The organism is Oceanobacillus chungangensis (assembly GCF_003369565.1).
GTDB classification, from domain to species: Bacteria; Bacillota; Bacilli; order Bacillales; family Amphibacillaceae; genus Oceanobacillus; species Oceanobacillus chungangensis.
On record NZ_PIOD01000004.1, the window covers coordinates 34,008 to 58,253 of the forward strand.

The following is a 24,246-nucleotide window of genomic DNA, read 5'->3' on the forward strand; positions in this document are numbered from 1 at the left end:
CCTACATCTGTTCAAAAAGAGGTAGGTACGAGATTGAATATTTATTTCGTAGCTTGATCTAGTATCTCTAAATTGTAAGTCATTAAAGAAAGATAGTCTTCATTGTTTGCAATATCTTCATCGGTTAATACAGATAAATTGTGGATAGTTAACACTTCAGCACCTATTTCATTTTGAATTACTTCCGATACACGATTTGAGCTGTTTTGTTCAAAAAGAATATAATCAAGATTGTATTCTTTTGCCTGATCAATGATTTCTGTTAATTCCTTCTGGGATGGTTCGCTACTAGAGGATATTCCGTTAACCGATATTTGTTCAATACCATAACGCTCTTCCCAATATCCAAATGCAGCATGAGAAACTAAAATTTTCTTATTCTCTTTTGACTCAAGTGTTTCGGTAAATTGTTGATCTAACTGGAGCAAGTCTTCTTTTAATGCAGCAAAATTATCTGTATAGGCTGTTTCCTCATCAGGGTTTAGCGTAATTAGTTCATCTTTTATAATCGCAGCCATTTCAATCATTCGTAATGGGTCAATCCATATATGTGGGTCTTGATCACCATGATGATGTTCGTGCTCATCTTCATGGTCGTGTTCTGTAGAACCTGATGATTGAAAAAGCTCTTCATGCTTCCCAATTTCCATTAATAATACATCCTGTTTTTCTAATGCACCTGCAGCAGTTTGAGCAAAGCTTTCCATGCCAGCACCTAAATAGATAAAGGCATCACTCTCAGCAATATCTGTCATATCCTTTGAAGTCGGCTCATACGTATGTGCATCCACACCTGGAGGATAAACGGATTTTACTGTAAGGCTATCACCGCCAATTTGTTCGACAATATACTGGATCGGATAAATGGTTGTATATACTGTTAAATTATCATTGCTAGATGGCATATCGTTACTTGCTGACGTACAACCGGTAACAAGCAAACCAATAAATAATAATGGTAATAATTTATATAAAGATTTCATATATTTTCTCCGTTCTTTTCCTAAATTAACTAACTATAAATAGTATCATATCGTAATCATTCCGATATGTAAATAGGAATGATTACGTTTCTACTTCAGTAATTAAGAAAGTAGAAAATATTTCTTACTTTATCAGGGAAACTATGACTGTCACCGGATGGCTTTGTTAAACCTTAAATTTCTAAAATTTAATTAATATTATTGCGAAATATCTGATATTCCTTTATAGTAGAAACTAGAACGATAATGAATGACTATTCATTCAATAATGGACTGGGGGATTATAATAATGAAGCAATCGATCAAGCGTGCAGCTGTTTTAGGTTCAGGTGTAATGGGATCGGGAATTGCTGCCCACTTAGCAAATGTAGGTATACCAGTATTAATGCTTGATATCGTACCGCGAACGTTGACGGAGGGTGAACGACATAAAGGGCTGACATTGGAAGATCGTGAAGTTCGAAATAGAATAGCCGCTGCAAGTAAGCAATTATTGCTGAAGCAAAAACCATCGCCAATTACTTCTAAAAAGAGTTTAGAGCTGATTACCGTCGGAAATTTTGAAGATGATATGGAAAAAATTGCTGGAGCAGACTGGATTGTAGAGGTTGTTACGGAGAAGTTAGAAATTAAGAAGCGGGTTTTAAAAAATGTAGAGGAGCATCGCAAAAAAGGAACAATCGTAAGTTCGAATACTTCCGGTATATCGATTGAAGAAATGATGAAAGATTGCTCTGACGATTTTAAGAAGCATTTTCTTGGCACGCACTTTTTTAATCCACCACGATATTTAAAATTATTAGAATTGATTCCAACGAGGTATACGAGCTCAGAAGTACTAACGTTTATGAAAACCTTTAGTGAGGACGTTCTAGGAAAAGGTGTTGTTATTGCCAAAGATACCCCTAATTTTATTGCAAATCGAATCGGTACGTATGGATTACTCGTTACCGTAAGAGAGATGTTAAGAGGGGGATATAGTGTTGGCGAGGTTGACTCTGTAACTGGACCATTAATAGGGCGTCCGAAAAGCGCAACATTTCGTACACTAGATGTTGTTGGTTTAGATACCTTCATTCATGTAGCAAATAATGTTTATCAGCATGTGGAAGGTGAGCAGGATGTATTTGAAATCCCGGAAGTTATGAAGAAAATGAATGAAAAGGGCTGGCTTGGTTCGAAAAGTAGTCAAGGGTTCTATAAGAAAGATGCTGGAGTTATTTATGAAATAAATCCTGAGACATTAGAATATGAGGACAGGAGATCTCTTTCAACAGCAGCTACTGAGCTGGCTAAGCAAGAAAAGGGTTCACATCGGAAATTGAAAGCGCTTATAGAATCGGAGGGTGATCGTGCGGGTGACTTTGTATGGTCAATTATTAAACCTGTACTCATCTATTCTGCTAAGCTACTTGGCGAAATTGCCGATGACATCTCAGCAATTGACAGGGCAATGAAGTGGGGATTCGGCTGGAAGGCAGGTCCATTTGAAATATGGGATCAAATCGGAGTTAGAAAATCAGTTGCGAGAATGCAAGCGGAAGGATTAACGATACCGAATTGGGTGCTGCATTTCTTAGAGGATGGAAATGAAACATTTTATAAACAAGAGAAGGGCGAAATCAGTTATTACGATTATGGTGAATTTATAAAGGAAACGGTTAATAAGAAAGTAATCAATTTACAGCTTCATAAAGAAGCAAATCCTGTAATCAAACAAAATAATGGTGCAAGTTTAGTAGATTTAGGTGATGGGGTTGCATTATTAGAGTTTCACTCGAAAAGTAATGCAATTGGTCTTGATATTATCCAAATGGTGAATGCTGCAATTGATGAAGTTGCTACCAATTATGAAGGTCTAGTTATCGGCAATCAAGGAAAAAATTTCTGTGTAGGTGCGAATTTAGCGCTAATGTTAATGGAAGCGCAGGATGATAACTTTGACGAATTAGATATGGTTATTCGTGGGTTTCAGAACATGACAATGAATATTAAGTATTCCGAAAAGCCAGTGGTCACTGCACCGTTTAATATGACCCTTGGTGGAGGTGCAGAGGTTACTTTGCCAGCCGCTGCAATCCAAGCGTCAGCGGAAACCTATATAGGGCTAGTAGAATTTGGGGTGGGGCTAATTCCTGGTGGTGGGGGAACGAAGGAGCTTTATTTAAAGGAGCTTCGTAATCTACCACAAGGTGTACAGTTTGACTTAACAAAGGTAGCCAATAATGTATTTGAAAAAGTTGCGATGGCGAAGGTTTCAACATCAGCTGCGGAAGCTTTTGAGAGCGGTTTCTTAGGGGCGGGTGACAGCATTACGATGAATCCTGACCATTTGTTACATGATGCGAAAGCAAAAGTATTATCACTAGTGAAAACTGGATATCGCATGCCACATCGAGAGAAAATCCCGATAGTTGGTGATGCTGGGTATGCAGCAATGCTAATGGGAGCGAAAGCATTAAGGTACGGTGGATACGCATCAGATTATGATGTAAAAATTGCAGAAAAGCTTGCCTATGTTCTATCAGGCGGACGAATGAAAGAAGGAACGTTAATAGACGAACAAGTCATGCTTGATCTTGAACGGGAAGCATTTTTAAGTTTAATCGGTGAACCACTTACCCAAGCAAGGATGCAGCATATGCTGCTAAAAGGAAAAGCATTAAGAAACTAGCAAAAGTGCAAGCGTCCATTTGTGCTGTGTACGGACTGTGCCCTGCAGTTTTGGGTGGTTCGACGTGGCGAACATTCCTTCGAAGGAGATATAGGAAACGCCTTGGGAGTGAGCGAATAGATCTTGACTTTCACCACAAGTGTATAAGTGACTAGGCCTTTGGTCATGAGGTGAGGGAAGTCTCGCTAAGAGCGTGGGCGCTCGAGCTGGACGTGACCATTTTTGATATAGGAATGGTATAGGGAAATTTTTATTTTAACATGACATTATAAGGATAAGGGGGAGAGACTATTGAAGGAAGCAGTTATTGTATCTGGTGCTAGAACCCCTGTAGGGAAAGCGCATAAGGGATCATTAGCAAATTTTCGACCGGATGATTTAGCAGCTTTAACAATTAGGGAAACGTTAAAAAGGGCTGGGGACTATGCTGGCAATATTGATGACGTCATTATTGGTTGTGCAAACCCAGAGGCAGAGCAGGGAATGAACATGGCAAGGAATATTGCAGGGCTTGCTGGCCTTGCAATAGATGTTCCAGGGATAACGATTAATCGCTATTGCTCGTCGGGATTACAATCGATTGCCTTTGCGGCGGAAAGAATTATGATCGGGGCGGGAGACACCATTATCGCTGGTGGTGCAGAATCAATGAGCATGATTCCAATGGGGGGGCATGTCATTAAACCGAACCCTAAGCTCGTGGAAAATGCACCGGGATATTATATGGGAATGGGATATACCGCGGAAGAAGTTGCCAAACGATTTAATATTTCTCGAACAGATCAGGACGAATTCGCTGTACAAAGTCATCAACGAGCTACGAAGGCAATAGAAGAAGGGAAATTCATCGATGAGATTGTTCCTGTAGAAGTTACAGACAGAGTAATTGGTAAACATAATCGAATTGAAGATAAATCGAGCCTTTTTAAAATGGATGAAGGTGTTCGAGCGGGTACGACGCTGGAAATCTTAGCAAAACTTCGTCCCGCATTTTCTGTGAATGGAACGGTAACTGCTGGGAATGCCTCACAAATGAGTGATGGTGCAGCTTCCGTCCTAGTTATGGAACGTGAAAAAGCAGAGGCTGAGGGACTTGCTCCAATCGTCAAATTTAGATCCTTTGCAGTCGCAGGAGTGGAGCCAGAAATAATGGGTGTTGGCCCAGTTGCAGCGATTCCGAAAGCATTGAAGCTCGCAGGTCTTGAACTTGGGGATATTGGTTTGTTTGAATTAAATGAAGCATTTGCATCACAGGCTCTAAGGGTAATTCAAGCGCTTGATTTAGATCCAGCAATCGTTAACGTAAATGGCGGCGCTATTGCACTTGGACACCCACTTGGATGTACAGGAACAAAGTTAACTTTAACTTTGATCCATGAAATGAAACGTAGAAATATTCAATTCGGTGTTGTTACGATGTGTATTGGCGGAGGGATGGGTGCAGCTGGAGTGTTTGAATTACTTTAAAAAATGGCAAAGGGGAGATTTGAGATGAGTGAAACGAGAGAAAAGCTTTTTAAAGGGGCAGCTTTTTTAGTAGAAGATTTGACTGCTGATGATATTATTACACCAGAAGATTTTACGGAAGAGCAGAAGATGATTGCGAAGACGACCGAGGATTTTATTGTTGGCGAAGTATTACCGAAAGTTGAACAGCTGGAAAAACAGGAATTTGAGCATTCCGTGGCATTACTAAAAAAAGCCGGTGAACTCGGTTTATTAGGTGCAGATGTTCCGGAGGAGTACGGTGGACTTGGCTTAGATAAAATAAGCTCTGCATTAATTACAGAAAAATTCTCGCTTGCGGGCGGATTTTCGATAACCCATGGTGCGCATGTAGGAATCGGATCACTGCCAATTGTATTCTTTGGAAATGATAATCAGAAGAAGCAGTATTTGCCGAAGCTAGCTACTGGAGAATTGATTGCTGCATATGCGCTAACAGAATCTAGTTCAGGGTCTGATGCGTTAGGTGCTAAGACTACAGCAGTGTTAAATGAGGCGGGCACCCATTATATTTTGAATGGTGAAAAGCAATTTATTACGAATTCAGCATTTGCGGATGTTTTTATTGTTTATGGAAAGATTGATGGTGAGCATTTTTCAACCTTTATAGTTGAACGTGACTACCCAGGGGTATCAACAGGTCCAGAAGAAAAGAAAATGGGAATAAAGAGTTCCTCGACCCGTACTTTGATTTTGGATAATGCAGAGATACCTGCAGAAAATCTTCTAGGGGAAAAGGGCCGCGGCCATATTATTGCCTTTAACATCCTAAATGTAGGACGCTATAAACTAGGGATTGGCGCAGTTGGCGGGGCAAAACGTGCACTGGAATTGGCGATAAATTATGCAAATGAACGGAAACAATTCGGGACGTCGATTTCTATCTTTTCGTTAACAAAGGAGAAATTGGCAACAATGGCATCTAAAATATATGCTAATGAAAGTGCCGCATACAGAACTGTTGGGCTTATGGAACAAAGGATGGGTGTGCTGTCAGCGGAGCAATTAAAAGACGGCAGAGAGGTTGCGGCTGCGATTGCAGAATATCAAATTGAATGCTCGATGAATAAATACATGGCAACAGAAATGCTTGATTATACGGTAGATGAAGCGGTGCAAATTCATGGTGGAAATGGATTTATTCAAGAATATGAGGTAGAAAGAATCTATCGCGACTCGAGAATAAATCGTATTTTTGAAGGAACGAATGAAATTAACCGTTTGCTAGTACCTGGAACTATATTGAAGAAAGCAATGAAGGGTGAACTTCCATTGTTGCAGAAGGCAAAAACATTACAAGAAGAAATGATAATGAAAATGCCTGAGGAGGTTGGTGACGGGATATTAGAGCAAGAGAAATATTTATTAAGAAACGCGAAAAAGCTCGTGCTTTTTGCAGCAGGTCTCGCTGCACAGAAATATATGCAAAGGATTGAAAAGGAGCAAGAGGTATTGGTGAATATTGCCGATATGGTCTCCGAGGTTTATAATATCGAATCGGCAATTCTACGAACGGAAAAAGCAATTAATAATACTGGCGAAGAAAAAAATAAACAGAAAATCCTTTATACCATGGTATATGTCCAAGAAGCATTTAATCGAATGGAAGCAGATGCAAAGGAGATTCTAATTACTATTGAAAAAGGAGACACACTCCGTATGCTGCTTTCCTCATTACGGAAATTAACAAGACATACACCGACTAATGTTGTAGCTAAGAAAAGAGAGATTGCTGCTAAATTAATTGAGAAAGAGGAATATGTGTTGTAAAGCAGAAATTTAATATTAGAAGAAAAGAATAATCCATCCCCCATGCTTCGTATTAATCAAGCATGGGAGATTTTTTTATAGGCCTATCTTTAATTTAAAGTTATTTACTAAATGTTTTATTAATGAACATTAGTTATAACTGCGAACTAATGACAATTGTAATTTAAGATTTGGCTAGCAGCTGCTATTGATACACGAGTTGCCAGTATCTACTACAATCAACTTCGAAAGTTAGTGGGCTTGCTATTCTTTTGTCGTTAATTTCTACCTATCCCCAGCGGAAGAAATACACGAAGACTCCTGCGGGAGGAACGGCATAGGTGAGACTATGAAGTGCGTCAGCACAAAGAGGCTCACCAGCCGCCCGCGGAAAGCGAAGTGTATTTCTGGAGCGACAGCCAAGGAAGAAAATATCGTCCAAAGTTAGTTCGCTCTTTATCTAAACAGCAAACTATATGAAAAAACCATATACTTTTAAGCAATTCGAGGTGAAAAGAGTTAAAATTTGCTATAATGATAGTAATTTTATTATAGAGGAGGTAATAATATGGGCTTAACATTTTATTTGTTGCCTCAATGTGGTACATGCAAGCAGGCTAAAAAATGGTTTGATGAACGTAATATTGATTACACAGCAATACATATTGTCGAGGAAACGCCATCGAAAGAAGCGATTCTCGAGTTAATTGAAAATAGTGGATTACCTGCTAAGAAATTTTTCAATACAAGCGGCATGAAGTACCGGGAATTGAATATGAAGGATAAAATTAAAGATGCAAGTATAGAAGAAATGGCAGGATATTTAGCGTCAGATGGTATGCTGATCAAGCGTCCGATTGTTACGGATGGTCAAAAAGTAACGATCGGTTTCAAGGCGGATACATTTGAAGAAGCTTGGAGCAAAATAAGTGAATGAAAAATGATATAAAGCTAGAAATATATACCCTAACATTGTATAGTTAAAGTAAAATAATCTAATGGAGGGAATAGGATGAACTTACCAGAAGAATTATTGTATTCAAAAGACCACGAATGGATTAAAAAAGAAGGAAACAATGTTCGTATTGGTATTACAGAATTTGCACAAGATGAGCTAGGGGATATTGTGTTTATTGAATTACCAGAAGTAGATGATGAGGTTTCTGGTGATGAGCCATTCGGAAGTGTGGAATCTGTTAAGACTGTTTCCGAATTATATGCTCCAGTTGGTGGAAAAGTAGTGGAAGTAAACGAAGAATTAGAAGATAATCCGGAATACGTAAATGAATCTCCATATGAAAAGGCGTGGATGGTTGTAGTTGAACTATCTGATGAATCAGAACTTGATGAATTATTAACAGCTGAACAGTACAAGGCTTTCATAGAACAAGACTAAAACAAGAGGCTAACTAACATTAGAAAATAGTGTATAGTTAGCTTTCTTTCTATCATATAATAAATCAACGAAGCGTCTTGCTTACTTATATGGGGAGTGCTGTGCGATGATGACGATGGAACCAGATAAAATAATCATTGTAGAAGGATTAACCGATAAACGAAGGGTTGAGAAAGTGATTAATGATGATGTAACGATTGTCTGTACAAACGGTACATTGGGTATTGGACGTTTTGAAGAATTATTAGATATGTATTGTTTAGATGAAAAAGAAGTTTTTATTTTAGTTGATGAGGATAAACCAGGTTTGAAGCTAAGAAAACTACTTGCCCGTGAATTACCGCATGCGGACCATATTTATGTGAGCAGTGAGTATCGTGAGGTTGCAACAACACCTGTGCATATACTGGCCTCTGCGTTACTTAGCAAGAATTTCCAGGTTCATCCAATATTTTTAATGCCGAATTTATAGAGAATTTAAGGTGGTTATTTTGCAAGAAACAACGAATAAACAATTAGAGCAGGAGAACTTTTTATTATATATTTATACCCCATTTTGTGGTACGTGTAGTGTTGCAAGAAGCATGCTGGATAAAATTGAGTCGGTCCATAAGCAGGAAATCTTTTATGAAATGAATGCATCCCTACACCCGAAATTTATGCAGGAGTATAAGGTTGAGAGTGTCCCTTGCCTGTTAATTAAACAAGATAATGAAATAAAAGAGAAGGTTTATGCATTCAAATCGATTGCAAATATTTATTCACTATTGTTGGACTACAAGCCAGAATTATTTAAAGTCCAGTGATAAGGTACGCATCGATCACAATTGACATAATAATACTAGCATGATAATATGGTTTCGTTATACAAAAATAAACGAATATGTAGATAGCTCTTATCTTGAGCGGTGGAGGGACTGGCCCTTTGAAGCCGCGGCAACCTTCAAGCATAGTCTGCTTGAAAGGTGCTAATTCCTGCAAAGCATTGCTTTGACAGATGAGAGAACATGAGACATTTAATATTAAACGTCCTTCTGTTCTCAACCAGAAGGACGTTTTTTGGTTAAGCATATTTCTTATTTTTATTGCTATTATATATACAGTGAAATAGGAGGCAATGGGTTATTTCCGAAACGGAATGCTCGAGAACATTTGTCACCGAAGCAATTTGGGGTATAGTAAGTTTAAGATGGGTTATGTATTAAAAGGAGGAATCTTAGTGATTTCGATTGAAGGATTAAGTAAATTTTTTAAACAGGATAAGAAGCAGCTTAAAGCCGTTGATAATCTGAACTTAAAGATTAATCGAGGTGAAATATATGGCATTATCGGTTATAGTGGTGCAGGTAAAAGTACGTTTGTCCGACTAATCAATCGTTTGGAGGAACCTACAAGTGGAAAGGTTATTATTGATAACCAGGAAATTACCTCTCTAAAATCAAACGAGCTTCGACTTGCGAGAAGAGAAATAGGGATGATCTTCCAACATTTTAATTTGCTTTGGTCACGTACGGTAAAGGAGAACATTGCTTTTCCTTTAGAAATAGCGGGAGTTTCAAAGGAAGAACGTGAAAAAAGGGTTCAAGAATTAATCCATTTAGTTGGACTTACTGGAAGAGAAAATGCATATCCATCTCAGTTAAGTGGGGGACAGAAGCAGCGAGTAGGTATCGCTCGTGCATTAGCAAATAAACCGAAAGTGTTGCTTTGTGATGAAGCAACATCTGCCCTCGATCCAGAAACAACCAATTCTATTTTAGAACTGTTAGTCGATATTAATGCAAAAATGAAATTGACCATTATTTTAATTACACATGAAATGCACGTCATTCGAAAAATCTGCAGTAGTGTAGCAGTAATGGAGAATGGAAAGGTTGTGGAACAAGGTGATGTTTTAAATGTCTTTCAAAAGCCACAGCAACCTGTGACAAAGAAATTTGTTGAGCAAGTAATGGGCAATAATGAGGATAATGAAGTTATTAATCAGTTAATCACAAATACGGCATCTGGGAAAATACTTCGTTTGCAATTTATTGGCGAAACGACGAATCAGGCATTAATAAGTGAGGTTTCACGCAAGTTTAACGTTGATATCAATATATTACAAGGGAAAATTACTCAAACACAGCATGGTGCATTTGGTACATTATATGTACAAATGAATGGTGAAAATGAAGTAATCAAGAATGCTTGTCAGTTTATTGAAAATGAAACCTCTGTAGAATTGGAGGTCATTGAAAATGCTATCTGATTTATTTCCAAATGTGAAAGCAGAAGATATGATTGAGGCAACCTATGAGACACTGTATATGACGCTCCTTTCATTAGTTGGAGTCGTTATATTCGGCATACTATTGGGTCTTTTGCTTTACTTAACGAATAAGAATGGAATTTGGGAGAATCAATATATTTATCATAGTACGTCAGCAGTGGTGAATTTTTTCCGTGCAGTACCATTTATTATTTTAATTTTATTACTATTTCCATTCACGGACTTTCTTATTGGTACCGTTCGAGGACCAAATGCTGCTATACCAGCATTAATTATCGGCTCCGCACCGTTTTATGCGCGTTTAGTAGAAATAGCATTAATTGAAGTCGATAAAGGTGTTGTAGAAGCTGCAAAATCAATGGGAGCAAAAACAAAAACAATTATATTCAAAGTATTGCTGCCAGAATCAATGCCAGCACTCGTTTCTGGTATTACCGTAACGTCTATTGCATTAATTGGATATACGGCAATGGCTGGTTTAATCGGGGCTGGCGGCTTAGGAAATCGTGCTCATTATTACGGTTTTATGCGTCGAGATTTTGATGTAGTACTGGCTTGTACGATTATTATTGTAATCATTGTATTTATTTTCCAATTTATCGGAGATATGATTTCTAAACGAATCGATAAGCGCTAATAATAAGTTATTTAGGATATATTATCCTTAATAAATATATTAATAATTAGAAAAGGGGAACTTAATTATGAGGAAATATTTAGCTTTAATTGCACTTCTAGCTGTTTTAGTATTGGCAGCTTGTGGAAGTAATTCAAACGAAAATGATTCATCGGAAAAAACTGAAGGCGGTCAAGAAAGTGCTGTACTTAAAGTTGGAGCATCAAGTACGCCACATGCAGAGATTCTAGAAGAAGCAGCACCATTACTTGAAGAGGAAGGTATTACATTAGAAATAGAACCATATGAAGATTATGTTTTGCCTAATGACGACTTAGCAAATGGTGACTTGGATGCAAACTATTTTCAACATAAGCCATTTTTAGAAGAAACTATTGGAAATACAGGATATGAAATTGAATCTATTGGTGGAGTTCATGTAGAACCGATGGGTGTATATTCTAAGAACATTAAAAGTGTAGATGACATTCAGGATGGTGCTGAAGTTATCTTAAGTAACTCTGTAGCAGACCATGCACGTATTCTAAAGTTATTTGAAGCAGAAGGTTTGATTACATTAGAAGAAAATGCTGAAGAAATTACGCTTGATAGCATTGTTGATAATCCGAAAAACCTTGAGTTTTCACCAGATTATGCACCTGAAATATTACCAGAGTTATATCTTAAGGAAGAAGATGCACTTGTCGTAATTAACACTAACTATGCAATTGGAGCTGAATTAAATCCAATAGATGATGCACTCTTTATTGAAGGTGAAGAATCGGACTACGTAAATATTATTGCCGTTCGTTCTGAGGATAAAGATAATGAATCATTAAATAAACTGGTTGATGTCCTTCAGTCAGAAGAAATTGCTAATTTTATTCTAGAAAATTATGAAGGTGCAATTGTACCAGCAGGCGGCAAGAAATAATCGTTTGTTGGGGATTCAAGAGTATTCATTAGAAAATAGCAGAAATTAAACGATAGACCATGATAGTGCCAATCAAACTTGATGAGATCAAACGATATTGTACCACATCGCGTTATATCGATTTTGTCTTAAGAGACATCTTTATGTTACCATTTTATATGTAGTCAATATTTGAGAGGATGGTTCACTATTAATGGTCTGAGGTACACATCAGAAATGGAAAAAGCAATGCATCATTCACATCATATGAGTTATGCAGAGTATGAACAAAAGTTAGTCAATCGTCTTGAGGTTGAAGAAAGACGAGAGAAGGACTATCATGATTGCAAAGTTTTAGCCGCCGAAGTAAATAGTAACATCCACATGTAAAAATTGAAAAAAGAAATGCTGATGCTCTATAAGTGCATCAGCATTTTTGAATAATGTGGTAAATCATGGTATTCTCTCTGGGGAAGAAACATGCTTCTGTTATCAATTAGCTTATTATGATTATCGATTACGCAATAATTTTTTTACTTTGTAGGTGATTATATTATATAGGAAGGAATAATAAAGAATAAAGGGTTAAAATGCTAGGAAAGCCTTTATTTGACGTTATTCGTAAATATGTTGATAATTAATTTGATTTGCTATAAGATTATAATGAGAATAGATTGATAATGGGTTTAATATCCATTTCATAAAATATATTAGTATTTGGAGGTTTTGTAATGGCAGGATCAGTGTTAGAAATTAAGAATCTTCATGTGTCAATTGAGGATAAAGAGATATTAAAGGGTGTAGACCTTACAATAAAGGGTGGAGAATTCCATGCAGTCATGGGACCGAATGGAACAGGTAAGTCAACACTAGCTTCAGCAATTATGGGTCATCCAAAATACGAAGTAACAGAAGGAAGCATTACACTTGATGGTGAAGATGTATTGGAAATGGAAGTGGACGAACGTGCACGTGCAGGTCTTTTCCTTGCAATGCAATATCCAAGTGAAATTAGTGGAGTAACGACTTCTGACTTCTTACGTTCAGCAATCAATGCAAGACGTGAAGAAGGCGACGGAATTCCGTTAATGAAATTTATTAAAGAATTGGATAAAGACTTAGACCTTCTAGATATTGATCAAAACATGGCAACACGCTACCTAAACGAAGGTTTCTCTGGTGGGGAAAAGAAACGAAATGAAATTCTCCAATTACTGCAAATTAAACCAAATATTGCTATCCTTGATGAAATTGACTCAGGACTAGATATTGATGCACTTAAGATTGTATCTAAAGGGATTAATAAAATGCGTAGTGAAAGCTTCGGTTGCTTAATGATCACGCACTACCAACGTTTACTTAACTATATTACTCCAGACTATGTTCATGTAATGATGCAAGGTCGTGTTGTGAAATCAGGTGGACCTGAACTAGCAAAACGCTTAGAAGCAGAAGGATATGAATGGATTAAAGAAGAGTTGGGTATCGAAGACACAGAAGAATCTGTAGAACAAAATGCGTAAGTGTTAGGAGGGGTAATATGACTGTTGAAACGAAGCTTCCTTATAATAGAGAATATATCGAGCAATTTTCTAAGGATAGAAATGAACCAGAATGGGTAAAATCATTGCGTCTTCAAGCGCTTGAACAAGCAGAAATATTAGAAATGCCAAAGCCAGATAAAACAAAAATTACAAGATGGAATTTCAGTAATTTTAAACATGAATATACAAAAGGCGAAGCAATTACTTCAATTGAGGATCTGCCAAAAGAAATCCAGGATTATTTTGATGAAAAGAACATCCCGGAAAACTTGTTAATTCAACGCAACCATTCTGTTGCATTCGCAACATTGAGCGAAGAATTAAAAGAAAAGGGTGTTATTTTTACTGACATCTTTACTGCATTGCAAAATCATAGTAAATTAGTTGAAAAATATTTCATGAAAGATGCTGTATCAGTGGATCAAAATAAACTAACAGCACTACATGCAGCATTATTCAATGGCGGTGCGTTCCTATATGTTCCGAAGAATGTGGAGATAGAAGATCCACTCCAAGTTATTTTCTGGCAAGAAGATCCGGAGTTAGCTTTAGTGAACCATGTTATCGTAGTTGCAGATGAGAATAGTAAACTAACGTATGTAGAAAACTACATTTCAAATAACGAAGAACAAGAAACAGTAGCAAATATTATAACAGAAGTGATTGCATTAGATAATGCTTCTATTTCATTTGGTGCTGTAGATAATTTCGCAGCTGGAACAACATCATATGTGAATAGACGTGGGATAGCTTATCGAAATGCATCAATCGATTGGGCACTTGGCCAAATGAATGATGGGAATACTGTCTCAGAAAATATTACACATCTTATCGGCGACGGTTCTACGTCAAAAGCAAATGCAGTATCCGTTGGTCGTGGAAAACAAATTCAAAACTTTACTGCGAGCATTGATCAGCATGGTAAGGCTACGGATGGATTTATTTTACAACGTGGCGTAATGAAAGAAAAAGCAACGATGATCTTTAATGCAATTGGTAAGATTGAACATGGTGGAAAAAAGGCGAATTCTGAACAAGAATCTCGCGTATTGATGCTTAGCCCTGATGCACGTGGAGATGCGAATCCAATTCTTTTAATTGAAGAGGACGATGTAACGGCAGGTCACGCGGCATCCGTTGGTCGTGTAGATCCAATGCAGATGTACTATCTTAAGAGTCGTGGGTTAACAACAGAGGAAGCAGAACGTCTGATTATTCACGGATTCCTAGCGCCAGTAGTAGATCAATTACCAATTGAATCTGTTAAGAATCAATTGAAACAGGTAATTGAAAGGAAAGTAAACTAATGGATATAAATGCCATTCGTCAAATGTTCCCTATTTTAGATCAGGAAGTGAATGGACATCCGTTAGTTTATCTTGATTCCTCAGCAACATCACAGAAACCAATTCAAGTTATCGAGGCGGTTAATGATTATTACCGCCAAGATAATTCGAATGTCCATCGTGGTGTCCATACGCTAGGAACTAGAGCTACTGATAAATATGAAGGAGCGCGTGAAAAGGTACGCCAATTCATTAATGCTAGCAGTGTAGCAGAAGTTATTTTCACACGTGGTACAACCACATCGATTAATACAGTGGCATATAGCTATGCGCGTGCAAATTTAGTTGCTGGTGATGAGATTGTCATTACGCCGATGGAGCATCATAGTAATATTATTCCATGGCAGCAAGCAGCAAAATCCACAGGAGCAACATTGAAATATATTCCTTTACAGGATGATGGTACGATTTCTCTTGAAGATGTAAGGCAGACAATTACTGAAAAAACAAAGATTGTCGCTATTACGCATATGTCAAACGTATTAGGAACAATTAACCCTGTAAAGGAGATTGCAGCAATTGCTCATGCAAATGGTGCAGTCATCTTAATCGATGGCGCACAAGGTGCGCCACATATGACAGTTGATGTGCAAGAATTAGATTGTGATTTCTATGCATTCTCCGGACATAAAATGTGTGCACCGACTGGAATCGGCGTATTATATGGAAAAAAAGAATTGCTTGAACATATGGAGCCAGTTGAATTCGGTGGCGAAATGATTGACTTCGTGAATTTATACGATTCAACATGGAAGGAGCTTCCTTGGAAATTCGAAGGGGGCACTCCAATTATTGCTGGAGCGATTGGACTTGGCGCTGCCATCGACTTTCTAAATGAAGTTGGTATGGATAATATTTTGGAGCATGATAAGAAACTAGCTCATTATGCAATGGAGCGATTAAGTGAAATAGATGGTATAACCATTTATGGCCCAGAGGACCGCGGAGCACTCGTCACATTTAATTTAGATGATGTACATCCACATGATACTGCAACTGTACTGGATGCTGAAGGTATAGCTGTACGTGCGGGACATCATTGTGCACAGCCATTAATGAAGTGGCTAGATGTAACGGCAACAGCTAGAGCAAGCTTTTATTTATATAATACAGAAGAAGATATTGATCGTTTCGTTGCTGGACTCTTGAAAACAAAGGAGTATTTTGGGAATGTCTTTAAATAACCTTGATCAGCTATATAGAACAGTAATTATGGATCATTATAAAAACCCTAGAAATCGTGGCGTCGTTGCTGGTGATGCAGTAACGATTGACATGAATAACCCTACATGCGGTGACCGGATTCAATTGCAATTGCAGGTGGAAGACGGTACCGTGAAGGATGCGAAATTCGATGGAGAAGGCTGTTCAATCAGTATGTCTTCTGCATCAATGATGACGCAAGCGGTAAAAGGGAAAAAAGTTAGTGAAGTACTAGAAATGTCACATCAATTTTCTGATATGATGCTTGGTAAAGAGCTAGACACGGACGAATTAGAATTTGGTGATATAGAAGCATTACAGGGTGTATCAAAGTTTCCTGCACGAATTAAATGCGCAACATTGGCATGGAAAGCAATGGAAAAAGGTGTTCGTGAGGAATAGGGTAAGATAATCTGAAGTAAGAACGAGTATTGTTCGCTTTAGATGTAAATACCTAAGGGAGGTTTTATTAATGGCTAAGAATGTACCAGAAATAGAAGAATATCAATATGGGTTCCGTGACCGAGATGTTTCCGTCTTTCGTACGGAAAGAGGGTTAACCCGTAAAGTTGTAGAAGAAATTTCAAAAATGAAAAATGAACCTCAATGGATGTTGGATTATCGCTTGAAATCATTGCAGCATTTCTACGATCGTCCAATGCCACAATGGGGTGGAGATCTTGAAGGATTAGACTTCGATGAAATCGTGTATTATGTAAAACCATCAGAAAGACAAGGAAAAACTTGGGATGAAGTACCCGATGAAATCAAACAAACATTTGATAAATTGGGTATCCCAGAAGCAGAACAAAAATATTTAGCTGGTGTTTCAGCACAATATGAATCGGAAGTAGTTTACCATAGTCTTAAAGAAGATCTTGAAGAAATGGGAATTATTTTCTTGGATACAGATACTGCATTACAAGAGCATGAGGAACTTGTTAAAGAATATTTCGGAACCGTTATTCCGTACTCAGATAATAAGTTTTCTGCATTAAACTCAGCTGTCTGGTCTGGTGGTTCATTCATATATGTACCAAAAGGTGTGAAAGCAACATCACCACTTCAAGCATATTTCCGAATTAACTCAGAAAATATGGGACAATTCGAGAGAACCCTAATCATTGTTGATGAAGGTGCATCTGTCCATTATGTTGAGGGTTGTACTGCACCAGTTTATACGACTAATTCACTTCATAGTGCAGTTGTAGAAATCATCGTTAAGAAAGATGGCTATTGTCGTTATACAACGATTCAAAACTGGGCAAATAACGTATACAATCTCGTAACCAAACGAGCAGTAGTTGATGCAAATGCTACAATGGAATGGATCGATGGAAACATTGGTTCAAAACTTACGATGAAATACCCTGCTATTCACTTAAGAGGTGAAGGTGCACGTGGAAACACAATCTCAATTGCAATTGCTGGGCGTGGACAAGTGCAAGATGCTGGAGCTAAGATGTATCATTTAGCACCAAATACATCTTCATCGATTGTTTCCAAATCCTTCTCTAAACAAGGTGGAAAGGTTTCTTATCGTGGATTAGTACACTTCGGACGTAAAGCCGATGGATCTCGCTCTAATATCGAGTGTGATACGCTGATTCTAGATAATGAATCAACATCAGATACGATTCCTTATAATGAAATTTACAATGATAATATTTCATTAGAGCATGAAGCAAAAGTTTCTAAAGTATCAGAAGAGCAATTATTCTACTTAATGAGTAGAGGATTATCCGAACAAGAAGCTACGGAAATGATCGTAATGGGCTTCATTGAGCCGTTTACTAAAGAACTTCCAATGGAATATGCAGTTGAAATGAATCGACTGATTAAGTTCGAGATGGAAGGTTCGATTGGATAATAACTAAAAACCCCGATGCATTTTTTATTGCATCGGGTTTTTTTTATATTGGGTGAAATGACAGGCTTGCTCATTAATTACATATTCTGTAATCTGGGTACCAACTATAAAAACCGCTTCTTCACCAATCACTTTTTCTTGTACAAACTGACAACGCAATCCTACGAAGTATTTAGGTAGTTTATCGGCAAGACCAATTTTCAAATGACTATATGTTTGTCTATAAAGATAAAAGTATGTTTCATTTATGAATTTAAGTGGAAAAATGAAATAAATGTTAATATAAATTTTATAGATTTTAAAAGAGAAAGAGAAATAAATTACAGATAGGGGACAGCGATTTGAAGAAAAATAAACCTATTATTGGAATAACAAGTACAATCCTTGATATAGAGATCAAGGGAGAAGTAAATCCTTCTGTCCAAACTAACCATCAATATGTTAAAGCAGTGAATGAAATAGGTGGCATACCTATCGTTCTCCCAGTAATCAATAAAGAAATTGCCAAAGAATATGCCGATATTTGCGACGGTATCATCTTTGCCAGTGGTGAAGATATCAATCCATCCAATTATAATGAACCTCCTTTAAAGGAATTACAGAAAACCAATATTGCGAGGGATGAAATGGAGCTACCGCTCGTAAAGTATGCCTTGGAGAAAAGGATACCTATTATGGGTACCTGTCGTGGTTTAGGTGTAATTAATGTTGCACTTGGTGGTTCCATGAAACAGAATATTGAGACTAAAGAAAGACTTATTTCACACAATCAGGAGATCAGCCGTAAATTGCCTAGCCATAACGTAACTATAAAAGAGGATAGTCATTTATATCAATTGCTGGGAGTAAATAGCGCATTGGTTAACAGTAAGCACCATCAAGCTATTGATGTTCTGGCTGATTCCCTTAGAATAGCTGCTACAGCAGAAGATGGGACGATTGAAGCTGTAGAAGCGATAGATAAGGATTTGTTTATTCTTGGACTGCAATTCCATCCGGAAGAATTGTATTCCGCAGATACCAATATGCTCAACCTGCTGAAGTTTTTCCGGAAAGCATGCGGTAAAGATAACTAAGTTGTTAAAAGTATGAAGAAGGATAATGTTTATTCAACTGTTCATTAGGTCTATCAATCATAAGATGCATTTGTACTCTAATGAAACACGTTTTTCAAACTCGACATGGAAAAATCAATTTTATAAGTAATTAAAAACCATGATGCAACTCTTTTGCATCATGGTTCTTGGGAATTATCTTTCCAGCCGAGAGTGATTGGTAAATTACCTACTAGGTAAGACAAAATCAAAAATCATTATCGATTATTAATCCCACGTTGCAGATAAATCATTTCCTCGGCAAGCTTTTCAATTCTCTCGGATATTTCTTGATCTATAATTACATCACTATCTTCATTAAAAGCGTTATTATGGATATAGACATTACCCGTGGGAATTAAGCCTTTAAAGTAAGAAAGAACTGGCTTTAGCTGATATTCCGGTACTAGGAAATGTTTGTTCGTCCATCCTGTTGCAACAATACCTGTCACTTTGTACTTAAAGGCATTTTCAGGGAGTAGGTCTAACAGGTTTTTTAATGCTCCTGAAATAGATGCTTGATAAATTGGTGTACCGAATACTAGAAAATCAGCAGATAGTATTTTTTTCACAACATCCATTGTATCATCGTTATAAAGTGCTATAGGAGCCCCAACAGAAAATTCTACATCATACTCTCTTAGATCAATTAATTCAGTCTTAATTGATGAATCAAGACGCCCAGCCGCAACTAAAACATTGTTAACAGCTAGTGAAGTCTTATCTCCAGCTAGTGCTCCCGAGATTCCAACAAGTTTCATTATTTCTACCTCACATTATGATTAGTATTAACGTTGAATAACATATTCAGCGTTTGTATTATTATCATCTTATTGCAAATTCAAGCAATAGTACCATTTTAATGAAGCTTATCTTATCTTAAAATTCCATGCAACTAATTTGTTTGAACTAGAGCATGACGCTCAAAAGCTTTGAGTTGTTTCTAATACATCAGATTTTCATACTCCTTCTTTACCAATGATAAAACATAATTATTTTTCGCAGAAGTTGATTTTTCGATAATTTTAAGGTGATGTTTCAAATAGACCGATGAGTAAACTAGTCTGCAAGCTAATAACCCTCTGCTGAAAGAAGTTTCAATTTATTAGGAATCACACACAAATAATGCTACTATTAATATAAATAAAGACAGATCGAAGGGTTGCGCTTGGTATTTCTTGTTTGTTTATTAATTGGTATGATGACAGCACTTATTGGCGCCGTTGCTGGGATAGGTGGAGGGGTAATATTAGTTCCAAGCCTGTTTTTTATGCAAAGTATTTCTGACGCTTTTTCCTGGGCAACACCGCAAGCAATTGTAGGCATTTCATTAGTTACAATGATATTTACTGGATTATCTTCTACGTTAGCTTATGTGAAAGGCAAGCGGATAGACTACCAGACGGGACTATTATTTTTAATTGGCAGTATTCCTGGTGGTATTATTGGTTCTTGGCTAAATCAATTTATTAATGCTGATGTATTTCTGCTTTATTTTGGTTTCTTAATGGTTGTCATTTCGTTATTAATGTTTATTAAAAGGGACCGGTTTAAAATGGAACAAGACCCCGAAAAGAGGGGAATGCGTTCCTTTAGTTTGCAGGGAATAACCTATCATTACCGTGTTCCCGTATTTAGTGCTGTTATTCTTTCTCTCTCTGTAGGGATTCTATCTGGCTTATTCGGTATTGGTGGAGGATCGATTATTGTCCCAGCGATGATACTATTATTTGGTGTTCCAGCACATGTTGCAACGGCGACCTCGATGTTTATGATATTTTTTGTTAGTATATCTGGTTCAATAACCCATCTTACACTAGGGAATATTCTTTGTGGGTATGCAATATTCTTTATACCTGGTGCATGGATTGGTGGCCGAGCAGGTGCTTGGCTCAATCAACGATTACCTAGCAAAATACTGGTGTGGATATTACGAGTTTTACTAATTATTATCGGGATTCGAATGATTTTTCAAGGACTTGCATAAGGAGCATGACGAATGGAAGAGAAATTATTTATCTATTATACAAATGACTTTCATAGCAATTTTGAACAATGGCCAAGAGTGGCTGGATTCTTAGAAGAAGCAAAATCAACAAGGAAAGAACATGGTGACCCGTACTGGATTTTCGATATCGGTGACCATGTTGATCGTGTACATCCAATATCGGAAGCAACGATGGGGAGTGCAAACGTTCAATTAATGAATGATTTAGGTTATAACCTTGTGACAATTGGAAATAACGAGGGGATAACACTCTCGCATAATGATTTATATCATTTATATGATAAGGCAAATTTTAATGTTGTTTGCTCGAATTTACATAGCGTGGACGAACAGGAGCCAAATTGGTTAAAACGAACGGAGATTATTGAAACGGATAGCGGGGTGAAAATCGGTGTAGTTGGGTTAACAGTTCCATTCAATGATTATTATGATTTACTAAACTGGCATGTTTCTCCCCAATATGAAGCTTTAGATAATTATGTAAATGTCTTAAAAGAGTCAACAGATATTATCATTCTATTATCCCATCTTGGCATTAGTGAAGACCAGGAAATCGCTAGAAGATATGAGGATATCGATCTGATTATCGGCGGACACACCCATCATCTGCTGAGAACAGGTGAAGTTATCAATCAAACGTTAATAACTGCTGCAGGAAAGCATAGTTTTTATATTGGAGAAGTTATTTTGACATGGGATCATGCCAACCATTGTCTTGTACAGAAAGAAGCCTACGCAACGGACATTGCCGAGGTACCAAAGGATTTAATGACCGAGCAAACATTATTTCAGATGCAAATGAAGGCGGACAAACAATTAGGGAAGCCAATTGTACATCTTGAAGAGCCGATTGAAGTAAAGTGGTTCCAAGATACGACAATCTTGAAGGAATTAACGGATACACTAAAAGATTGGACGATGGCAGATTGTGCAATGTTAAATGCTGGATTACTGCTTGATCAATTACCAGCAGGAGATATAACATACGGCGATGTACACCGCATATGTCCACATCCAATTAATCCAGTTGTCGTTGAGCTTCGTGGCAATGAATTATTAGAAGTGGTTCGATCGGCATTTACGAAGGATTTCATGGAATTAAAACTAAAAGGATTTGGTTTTCGAGGTGAAGTTATTGGAAGGATGATGTTTTCGGGTATACAAGTTAAAACCGATTTTCATGATAATGGGGAAGAATATGTGGTAGATGCGGTATTTGATGGTGGAATACCTTTTGAAGCGGATAGGACATATACAGTAGCAACCGCTGACACATTTACATTCGGACGATTACTGCCAGAAGTTGCAAGGTCTGAAACGAAGCATTATTTTCTTCCAGAATTCTTACGCGACCTATTAGCAGCGACATTACAGAATAAATTTGCAATGAAATAAACGTGTGAAGATCATCAATTCATGGAGTGACAATTTGCTAGCCTCGTGCATACAGATATAGTGTATCTTGCAAAGGAGGCATTTTTACTTATGATCACGGTGAATCCACTAGAAGTTGAAGGCATGTTTTTCACAGCGATTACAGTAGAGTTACCAAAGACGAATTTATTAATAATCTCAAACGACATCGGCTATATTATGTGTGCAGCACTCGATGTCGATATCTTCAATGAAATTCCGAAATTAATGGAACGGAAAGTAATTGCTGGTCGAGCGGTTGGCGTAAGAACGATTGATGAATTATTAAATGCACCATTAGAAAAAATTACAGATGCTTCCAAGGATTATGGCTGGGAAGTTGGCATGACTGGTAGAGATGCACTTGTTAACATATCATAAATTTTATGTCTTCCAAATTTGGAGGACATATTTTTTTTGGTAGTTTCCTAAGTAAAGATGATGAATATTGCAATTGTCATTCTTCTCATGGAAACGGAAATTTAATTCTATCCCTCTAGTATTAGGCATAAGCTTTTTCTAGGGGGGATTGTTTTATGTTTGGACAGAGAAGGAGATTCGGAAAAAAACGTGGATCACCTCCAGCCAAAGGGATCTTAATTATAACTATGATTTTATTTCTGTTAATTATTATGGTGAATATTTGGATTATTGATAAAGGGATTCAACCAACATTAATGGATATTGCAGAGATGAAGACAGACGAATTTGCTACACGAGCAATTAATTCGGCAGTTAGATTTGCAGAGGGCTATAGTTTTGAGGATTTTGTCAATATTACATATGATAATGAAGGACATCCTGCAATTTATGGCTATAACCCAGTCGTAATGAATGAAATTACCCGTGGTGCGACGGAAAGAGTCGAAGAGTTTTTTCAATATGTAAATAGAGGAGAACCATATCAATTTGATTATCCATTAGAGGAAGTACCAGAATATAGTGGGACTGCTGAGAGTATGGCAGGGCAGGACCCAACCCTTGTTGAGATACCATTAGGGCAGGTTACAAGGAATACAGTGCTAGCGAATTTAGGGCCAAAGATTCCAGTGAATTTAGAAGTAATTGGCAGTGTACGAACGAATATTAAACGGGATGTCGAGGATTTTGGAATCAATGGTGCATGGCTTTCTCTTTATTTACAAGTAGAGGCAGACGTTCAAATAATTATCCCGTTTACAACGGAAGTACACACGGTTAGTAAAGAAATTTATCTAGATGGAGGGGCAATTATGAGTAAGGTGCCTGATTATTATGGAGGAGATGGAGGAGGGCCATCAATAGCAATTCCAAAAGACGACTTGCATAATAACTAATACTCTAGTATAGTATTACTGTAAATTGAATATGACCTTATCAGATCGGTGAGGTAGAGGTGCAAGTAATATTAGTAATCAACAGGAGAATGACAACGATGATTGTTGATAAAAGGATTGCTTGCCGAAGTGTAATAAGAGTCGAGCTTATTATTGCTGGTGTATCTTTGAACAAGAGTTATACTGTCATGCTTTTACAAAGAGTGTGGGGAACTACTGATCGAAATGGAGGATAACGTATATTGTAGAAACAATGATAGTTATTTTCTGTCATTGTTTTTTTGTGCATTAATTTAGTATACAAAATCCAGTTTATTTCATCTAGAATCTCCCTCTATACATC

At 37.3% G+C, this 24,246-nt stretch carries 23 protein-coding genes and 2 riboswitches; of the genes, 21 read left to right on the forward strand and 2 right to left on the reverse strand.

Going from position 1 to position 24,246, the window contains the following annotated elements; translation table 11 throughout:
• Window positions 1–41 precede the first annotated feature (41 nt).
• A complete protein-coding gene (locus CWR45_RS03515; RefSeq protein ID WP_115748423.1) occupies window positions 42–983 on the reverse strand; it encodes a metal ABC transporter solute-binding protein, Zn/Mn family in 942 nt (313 codons plus the stop codon).
• 289 nt (window positions 984–1,272) lie between these two features.
• On the opposite strand from CWR45_RS03515, the gene CWR45_RS03520 reads away from it, so the two are divergent.
• The 17 genes from CWR45_RS03520 (at window position 1,273) to CWR45_RS03595 (ending at window position 19,148) form a co-directional block, all read left to right on the forward strand.
• The gene (locus tag CWR45_RS03520; protein ID WP_115748424.1) at window positions 1,273–3,657 is read left to right on the forward strand and encodes a 3-hydroxyacyl-CoA dehydrogenase/enoyl-CoA hydratase family protein; all 2,385 of its coding nucleotides are present in this window, start codon (window positions 1,273–1,275) and stop codon (window positions 3,655–3,657) included.
• Between the two features lie 291 nt (window positions 3,658–3,948).
• Window positions 3,949–5,124, forward strand: a complete 1,176-nt coding sequence (locus CWR45_RS03525) for an acetyl-CoA C-acetyltransferase (protein WP_115748425.1) — start codon at window positions 3,949–3,951, stop codon at window positions 5,122–5,124.
• 24 nt (window positions 5,125–5,148) lie between these two features.
• Entirely contained in the window at window positions 5,149–6,933 is a 1,785-nt protein-coding gene (locus CWR45_RS03530; protein WP_115748426.1) for an acyl-CoA dehydrogenase family protein, read from the forward strand.
• A gap of 547 nt (window positions 6,934–7,480) precedes the next feature.
• Window positions 7,481–7,849 (forward strand): arsenate reductase family protein, encoded by a 369-nt coding sequence (locus CWR45_RS03535; RefSeq protein ID WP_115748427.1) that lies wholly within the window; start codon window positions 7,481–7,483, stop codon window positions 7,847–7,849.
• A 75-nt stretch (window positions 7,850–7,924) separates the two neighbouring features.
• The gene (gene gcvH / locus CWR45_RS03540) at window positions 7,925–8,308 is read left to right on the forward strand and encodes a glycine cleavage system protein GcvH (protein WP_115748428.1); all 384 of its coding nucleotides are present in this window, start codon (window positions 7,925–7,927) and stop codon (window positions 8,306–8,308) included.
• Between the two features lie 106 nt (window positions 8,309–8,414).
• A complete protein-coding gene (locus CWR45_RS03545; protein ID WP_211315926.1) occupies window positions 8,415–8,780 on the forward strand; it encodes a toprim domain-containing protein in 366 nt (121 codons plus the stop codon).
• A 10-nt stretch (window positions 8,781–8,790) separates the two neighbouring features.
• Window positions 8,791–9,114: a thioredoxin family protein gene (locus CWR45_RS03550; protein ID WP_425453592.1), complete on the forward strand. Its 324-nt coding sequence runs from the start codon at window positions 8,791–8,793 to the stop codon at window positions 9,112–9,114.
• An 87-nt stretch (window positions 9,115–9,201) separates the two neighbouring features.
• A riboswitch (SAM riboswitch) is annotated at window positions 9,202–9,312 on the forward strand.
• Window positions 9,313–9,527: 215 nt separating this feature from the next.
• Window positions 9,528–10,559 (forward strand): methionine ABC transporter ATP-binding protein, encoded by a 1,032-nt coding sequence (locus CWR45_RS03555; protein ID WP_115748430.1) that lies wholly within the window; start codon window positions 9,528–9,530, stop codon window positions 10,557–10,559.
• Complete coding sequence (locus tag CWR45_RS03560; RefSeq protein WP_115748431.1) at window positions 10,549–11,217, forward strand: methionine ABC transporter permease; 669 nt, start codon at window positions 10,549–10,551, stop codon at window positions 11,215–11,217. Before CWR45_RS03555 ends, CWR45_RS03560 begins: the two co-directional genes overlap by 11 nt.
• Before the next feature lie 67 nt (window positions 11,218–11,284).
• On the forward strand, window positions 11,285–12,130 hold the full coding sequence (locus CWR45_RS03565; protein ID WP_115748432.1) for a MetQ/NlpA family ABC transporter substrate-binding protein: 846 nt from the start codon (window positions 11,285–11,287) through the stop codon (window positions 12,128–12,130).
• Window positions 12,131–12,358: 228 nt separating this feature from the next.
• Window positions 12,359–12,499: a YuzK family famiily protein gene (locus tag CWR45_RS20590; RefSeq protein WP_484203123.1), complete on the forward strand. Its 141-nt coding sequence runs from the start codon at window positions 12,359–12,361 to the stop codon at window positions 12,497–12,499.
• A gap of 341 nt (window positions 12,500–12,840) precedes the next feature.
• Window positions 12,841–13,632, forward strand: coding sequence for a Fe-S cluster assembly ATPase SufC (sufC, locus tag CWR45_RS03570; RefSeq protein ID WP_115748433.1), 792 nt, complete (start codon window positions 12,841–12,843; stop codon window positions 13,630–13,632).
• A gap of 17 nt (window positions 13,633–13,649) precedes the next feature.
• Complete coding sequence (gene sufD, locus CWR45_RS03575) at window positions 13,650–14,960, forward strand: Fe-S cluster assembly protein SufD (RefSeq protein WP_115748434.1); 1,311 nt, start codon at window positions 13,650–13,652, stop codon at window positions 14,958–14,960.
• A complete protein-coding gene (locus CWR45_RS03580) occupies window positions 14,960–16,183 on the forward strand; it encodes a cysteine desulfurase (protein ID WP_115748435.1) in 1,224 nt (407 codons plus the stop codon). The genes sufD and CWR45_RS03580 overlap by 1 nt, the downstream gene beginning before the upstream one ends.
• Complete coding sequence (gene sufU, locus CWR45_RS03585; protein WP_115748436.1) at window positions 16,170–16,604, forward strand: Fe-S cluster assembly sulfur transfer protein SufU; 435 nt, start codon at window positions 16,170–16,172, stop codon at window positions 16,602–16,604. The genes CWR45_RS03580 and sufU overlap by 14 nt, the downstream gene beginning before the upstream one ends.
• Before the next feature lie 70 nt (window positions 16,605–16,674).
• Window positions 16,675–18,072, forward strand: coding sequence for a Fe-S cluster assembly protein SufB (sufB, locus tag CWR45_RS03590; RefSeq protein ID WP_115748437.1), 1,398 nt, complete (start codon window positions 16,675–16,677; stop codon window positions 18,070–18,072).
• Window positions 18,073–18,413: 341 nt separating this feature from the next.
• Window positions 18,414–19,148 (forward strand): gamma-glutamyl-gamma-aminobutyrate hydrolase family protein, encoded by a 735-nt coding sequence (locus CWR45_RS03595; RefSeq protein ID WP_170138780.1) that lies wholly within the window; start codon window positions 18,414–18,416, stop codon window positions 19,146–19,148.
• Between the two features lie 236 nt (window positions 19,149–19,384).
• On the opposite strand, the gene CWR45_RS03600 is transcribed toward CWR45_RS03595, so the two are convergent.
• The gene (locus CWR45_RS03600) at window positions 19,385–19,927 is read right to left on the reverse strand and encodes an NADPH-dependent FMN reductase (RefSeq protein ID WP_115748439.1); all 543 of its coding nucleotides are present in this window, start codon (window positions 19,925–19,927) and stop codon (window positions 19,385–19,387) included.
• A 407-nt stretch (window positions 19,928–20,334) separates the two neighbouring features.
• Here CWR45_RS03600 and CWR45_RS03605 point away from each other — a divergent pair, with 407 nt between their 5' ends.
• From CWR45_RS03605 to yunB, 4 genes are all read left to right on the forward strand, one after another.
• Window positions 20,335–21,153, forward strand: a complete 819-nt coding sequence (locus tag CWR45_RS03605; RefSeq protein ID WP_115748440.1) for a sulfite exporter TauE/SafE family protein — start codon at window positions 20,335–20,337, stop codon at window positions 21,151–21,153.
• Window positions 21,154–21,165: 12 nt separating this feature from the next.
• On the forward strand, window positions 21,166–22,569 hold the full coding sequence (locus CWR45_RS03610) for a bifunctional metallophosphatase/5'-nucleotidase (protein ID WP_115748441.1): 1,404 nt from the start codon (window positions 21,166–21,168) through the stop codon (window positions 22,567–22,569).
• A 90-nt stretch (window positions 22,570–22,659) separates the two neighbouring features.
• Window positions 22,660–22,968: a YunC family protein gene (locus CWR45_RS03615; RefSeq protein ID WP_115748442.1), complete on the forward strand. Its 309-nt coding sequence runs from the start codon at window positions 22,660–22,662 to the stop codon at window positions 22,966–22,968.
• Window positions 22,969–23,123: 155 nt separating this feature from the next.
• A complete protein-coding gene (yunB, locus tag CWR45_RS03620; RefSeq protein ID WP_115748443.1) occupies window positions 23,124–23,903 on the forward strand; it encodes a sporulation protein YunB in 780 nt (259 codons plus the stop codon).
• 46 nt (window positions 23,904–23,949) lie between these two features.
• Window positions 23,950–24,127, forward strand: a riboswitch (Lysine riboswitch).
• The last annotated feature ends 119 nt before the right edge of the window (window positions 24,128–24,246 follow it).

Coding starts and splice junctions, on each gene's coding strand:
- CWR45_RS03515 (WP_115748423.1), bottom strand. CDS start 983: ATGAAATCTTTATATAAATTATTACCATTATTATTTATTGGTTTGCTT.
- CWR45_RS03520 (WP_115748424.1), top strand. CDS start 1,273: ATGAAGCAATCGATCAAGCGTGCAGCTGTTTTAGGTTCAGGTGTAATG.
- CWR45_RS03530 (WP_115748426.1), top strand. CDS start 5,149: ATGAGTGAAACGAGAGAAAAGCTTTTTAAAGGGGCAGCTTTTTTAGTA.
- CWR45_RS03535 (WP_115748427.1), top strand. CDS start 7,481: ATGGGCTTAACATTTTATTTGTTGCCTCAATGTGGTACATGCAAGCAG.
- gcvH (WP_115748428.1), top strand. CDS start 7,925: ATGAACTTACCAGAAGAATTATTGTATTCAAAAGACCACGAATGGATT.
- CWR45_RS03545 (WP_211315926.1), top strand. CDS start 8,415: ATGATGACGATGGAACCAGATAAAATAATCATTGTAGAAGGATTAACC.
- CWR45_RS03560 (WP_115748431.1), top strand. CDS start 10,549: ATGCTATCTGATTTATTTCCAAATGTGAAAGCAGAAGATATGATTGAG.
- CWR45_RS03565 (WP_115748432.1), top strand. CDS start 11,285: ATGAGGAAATATTTAGCTTTAATTGCACTTCTAGCTGTTTTAGTATTG.
- CWR45_RS20590 (WP_484203123.1), top strand. CDS start 12,359: ATGCATCATTCACATCATATGAGTTATGCAGAGTATGAACAAAAGTTA.
- sufC (WP_115748433.1), top strand. CDS start 12,841: ATGGCAGGATCAGTGTTAGAAATTAAGAATCTTCATGTGTCAATTGAG.
- sufD (WP_115748434.1), top strand. CDS start 13,650: ATGACTGTTGAAACGAAGCTTCCTTATAATAGAGAATATATCGAGCAA.
- CWR45_RS03580 (WP_115748435.1), top strand. CDS start 14,960: ATGGATATAAATGCCATTCGTCAAATGTTCCCTATTTTAGATCAGGAA.
- sufU (WP_115748436.1), top strand. CDS start 16,170: ATGTCTTTAAATAACCTTGATCAGCTATATAGAACAGTAATTATGGAT.
- sufB (WP_115748437.1), top strand. CDS start 16,675: ATGGCTAAGAATGTACCAGAAATAGAAGAATATCAATATGGGTTCCGT.
- CWR45_RS03600 (WP_115748439.1), bottom strand. CDS start 19,927: ATGAAACTTGTTGGAATCTCGGGAGCACTAGCTGGAGATAAGACTTCA.
- CWR45_RS03610 (WP_115748441.1), top strand. CDS start 21,166: ATGGAAGAGAAATTATTTATCTATTATACAAATGACTTTCATAGCAAT.
- CWR45_RS03615 (WP_115748442.1), top strand. CDS start 22,660: ATGATCACGGTGAATCCACTAGAAGTTGAAGGCATGTTTTTCACAGCG.
- yunB (WP_115748443.1), top strand. CDS start 23,124: ATGTTTGGACAGAGAAGGAGATTCGGAAAAAAACGTGGATCACCTCCA.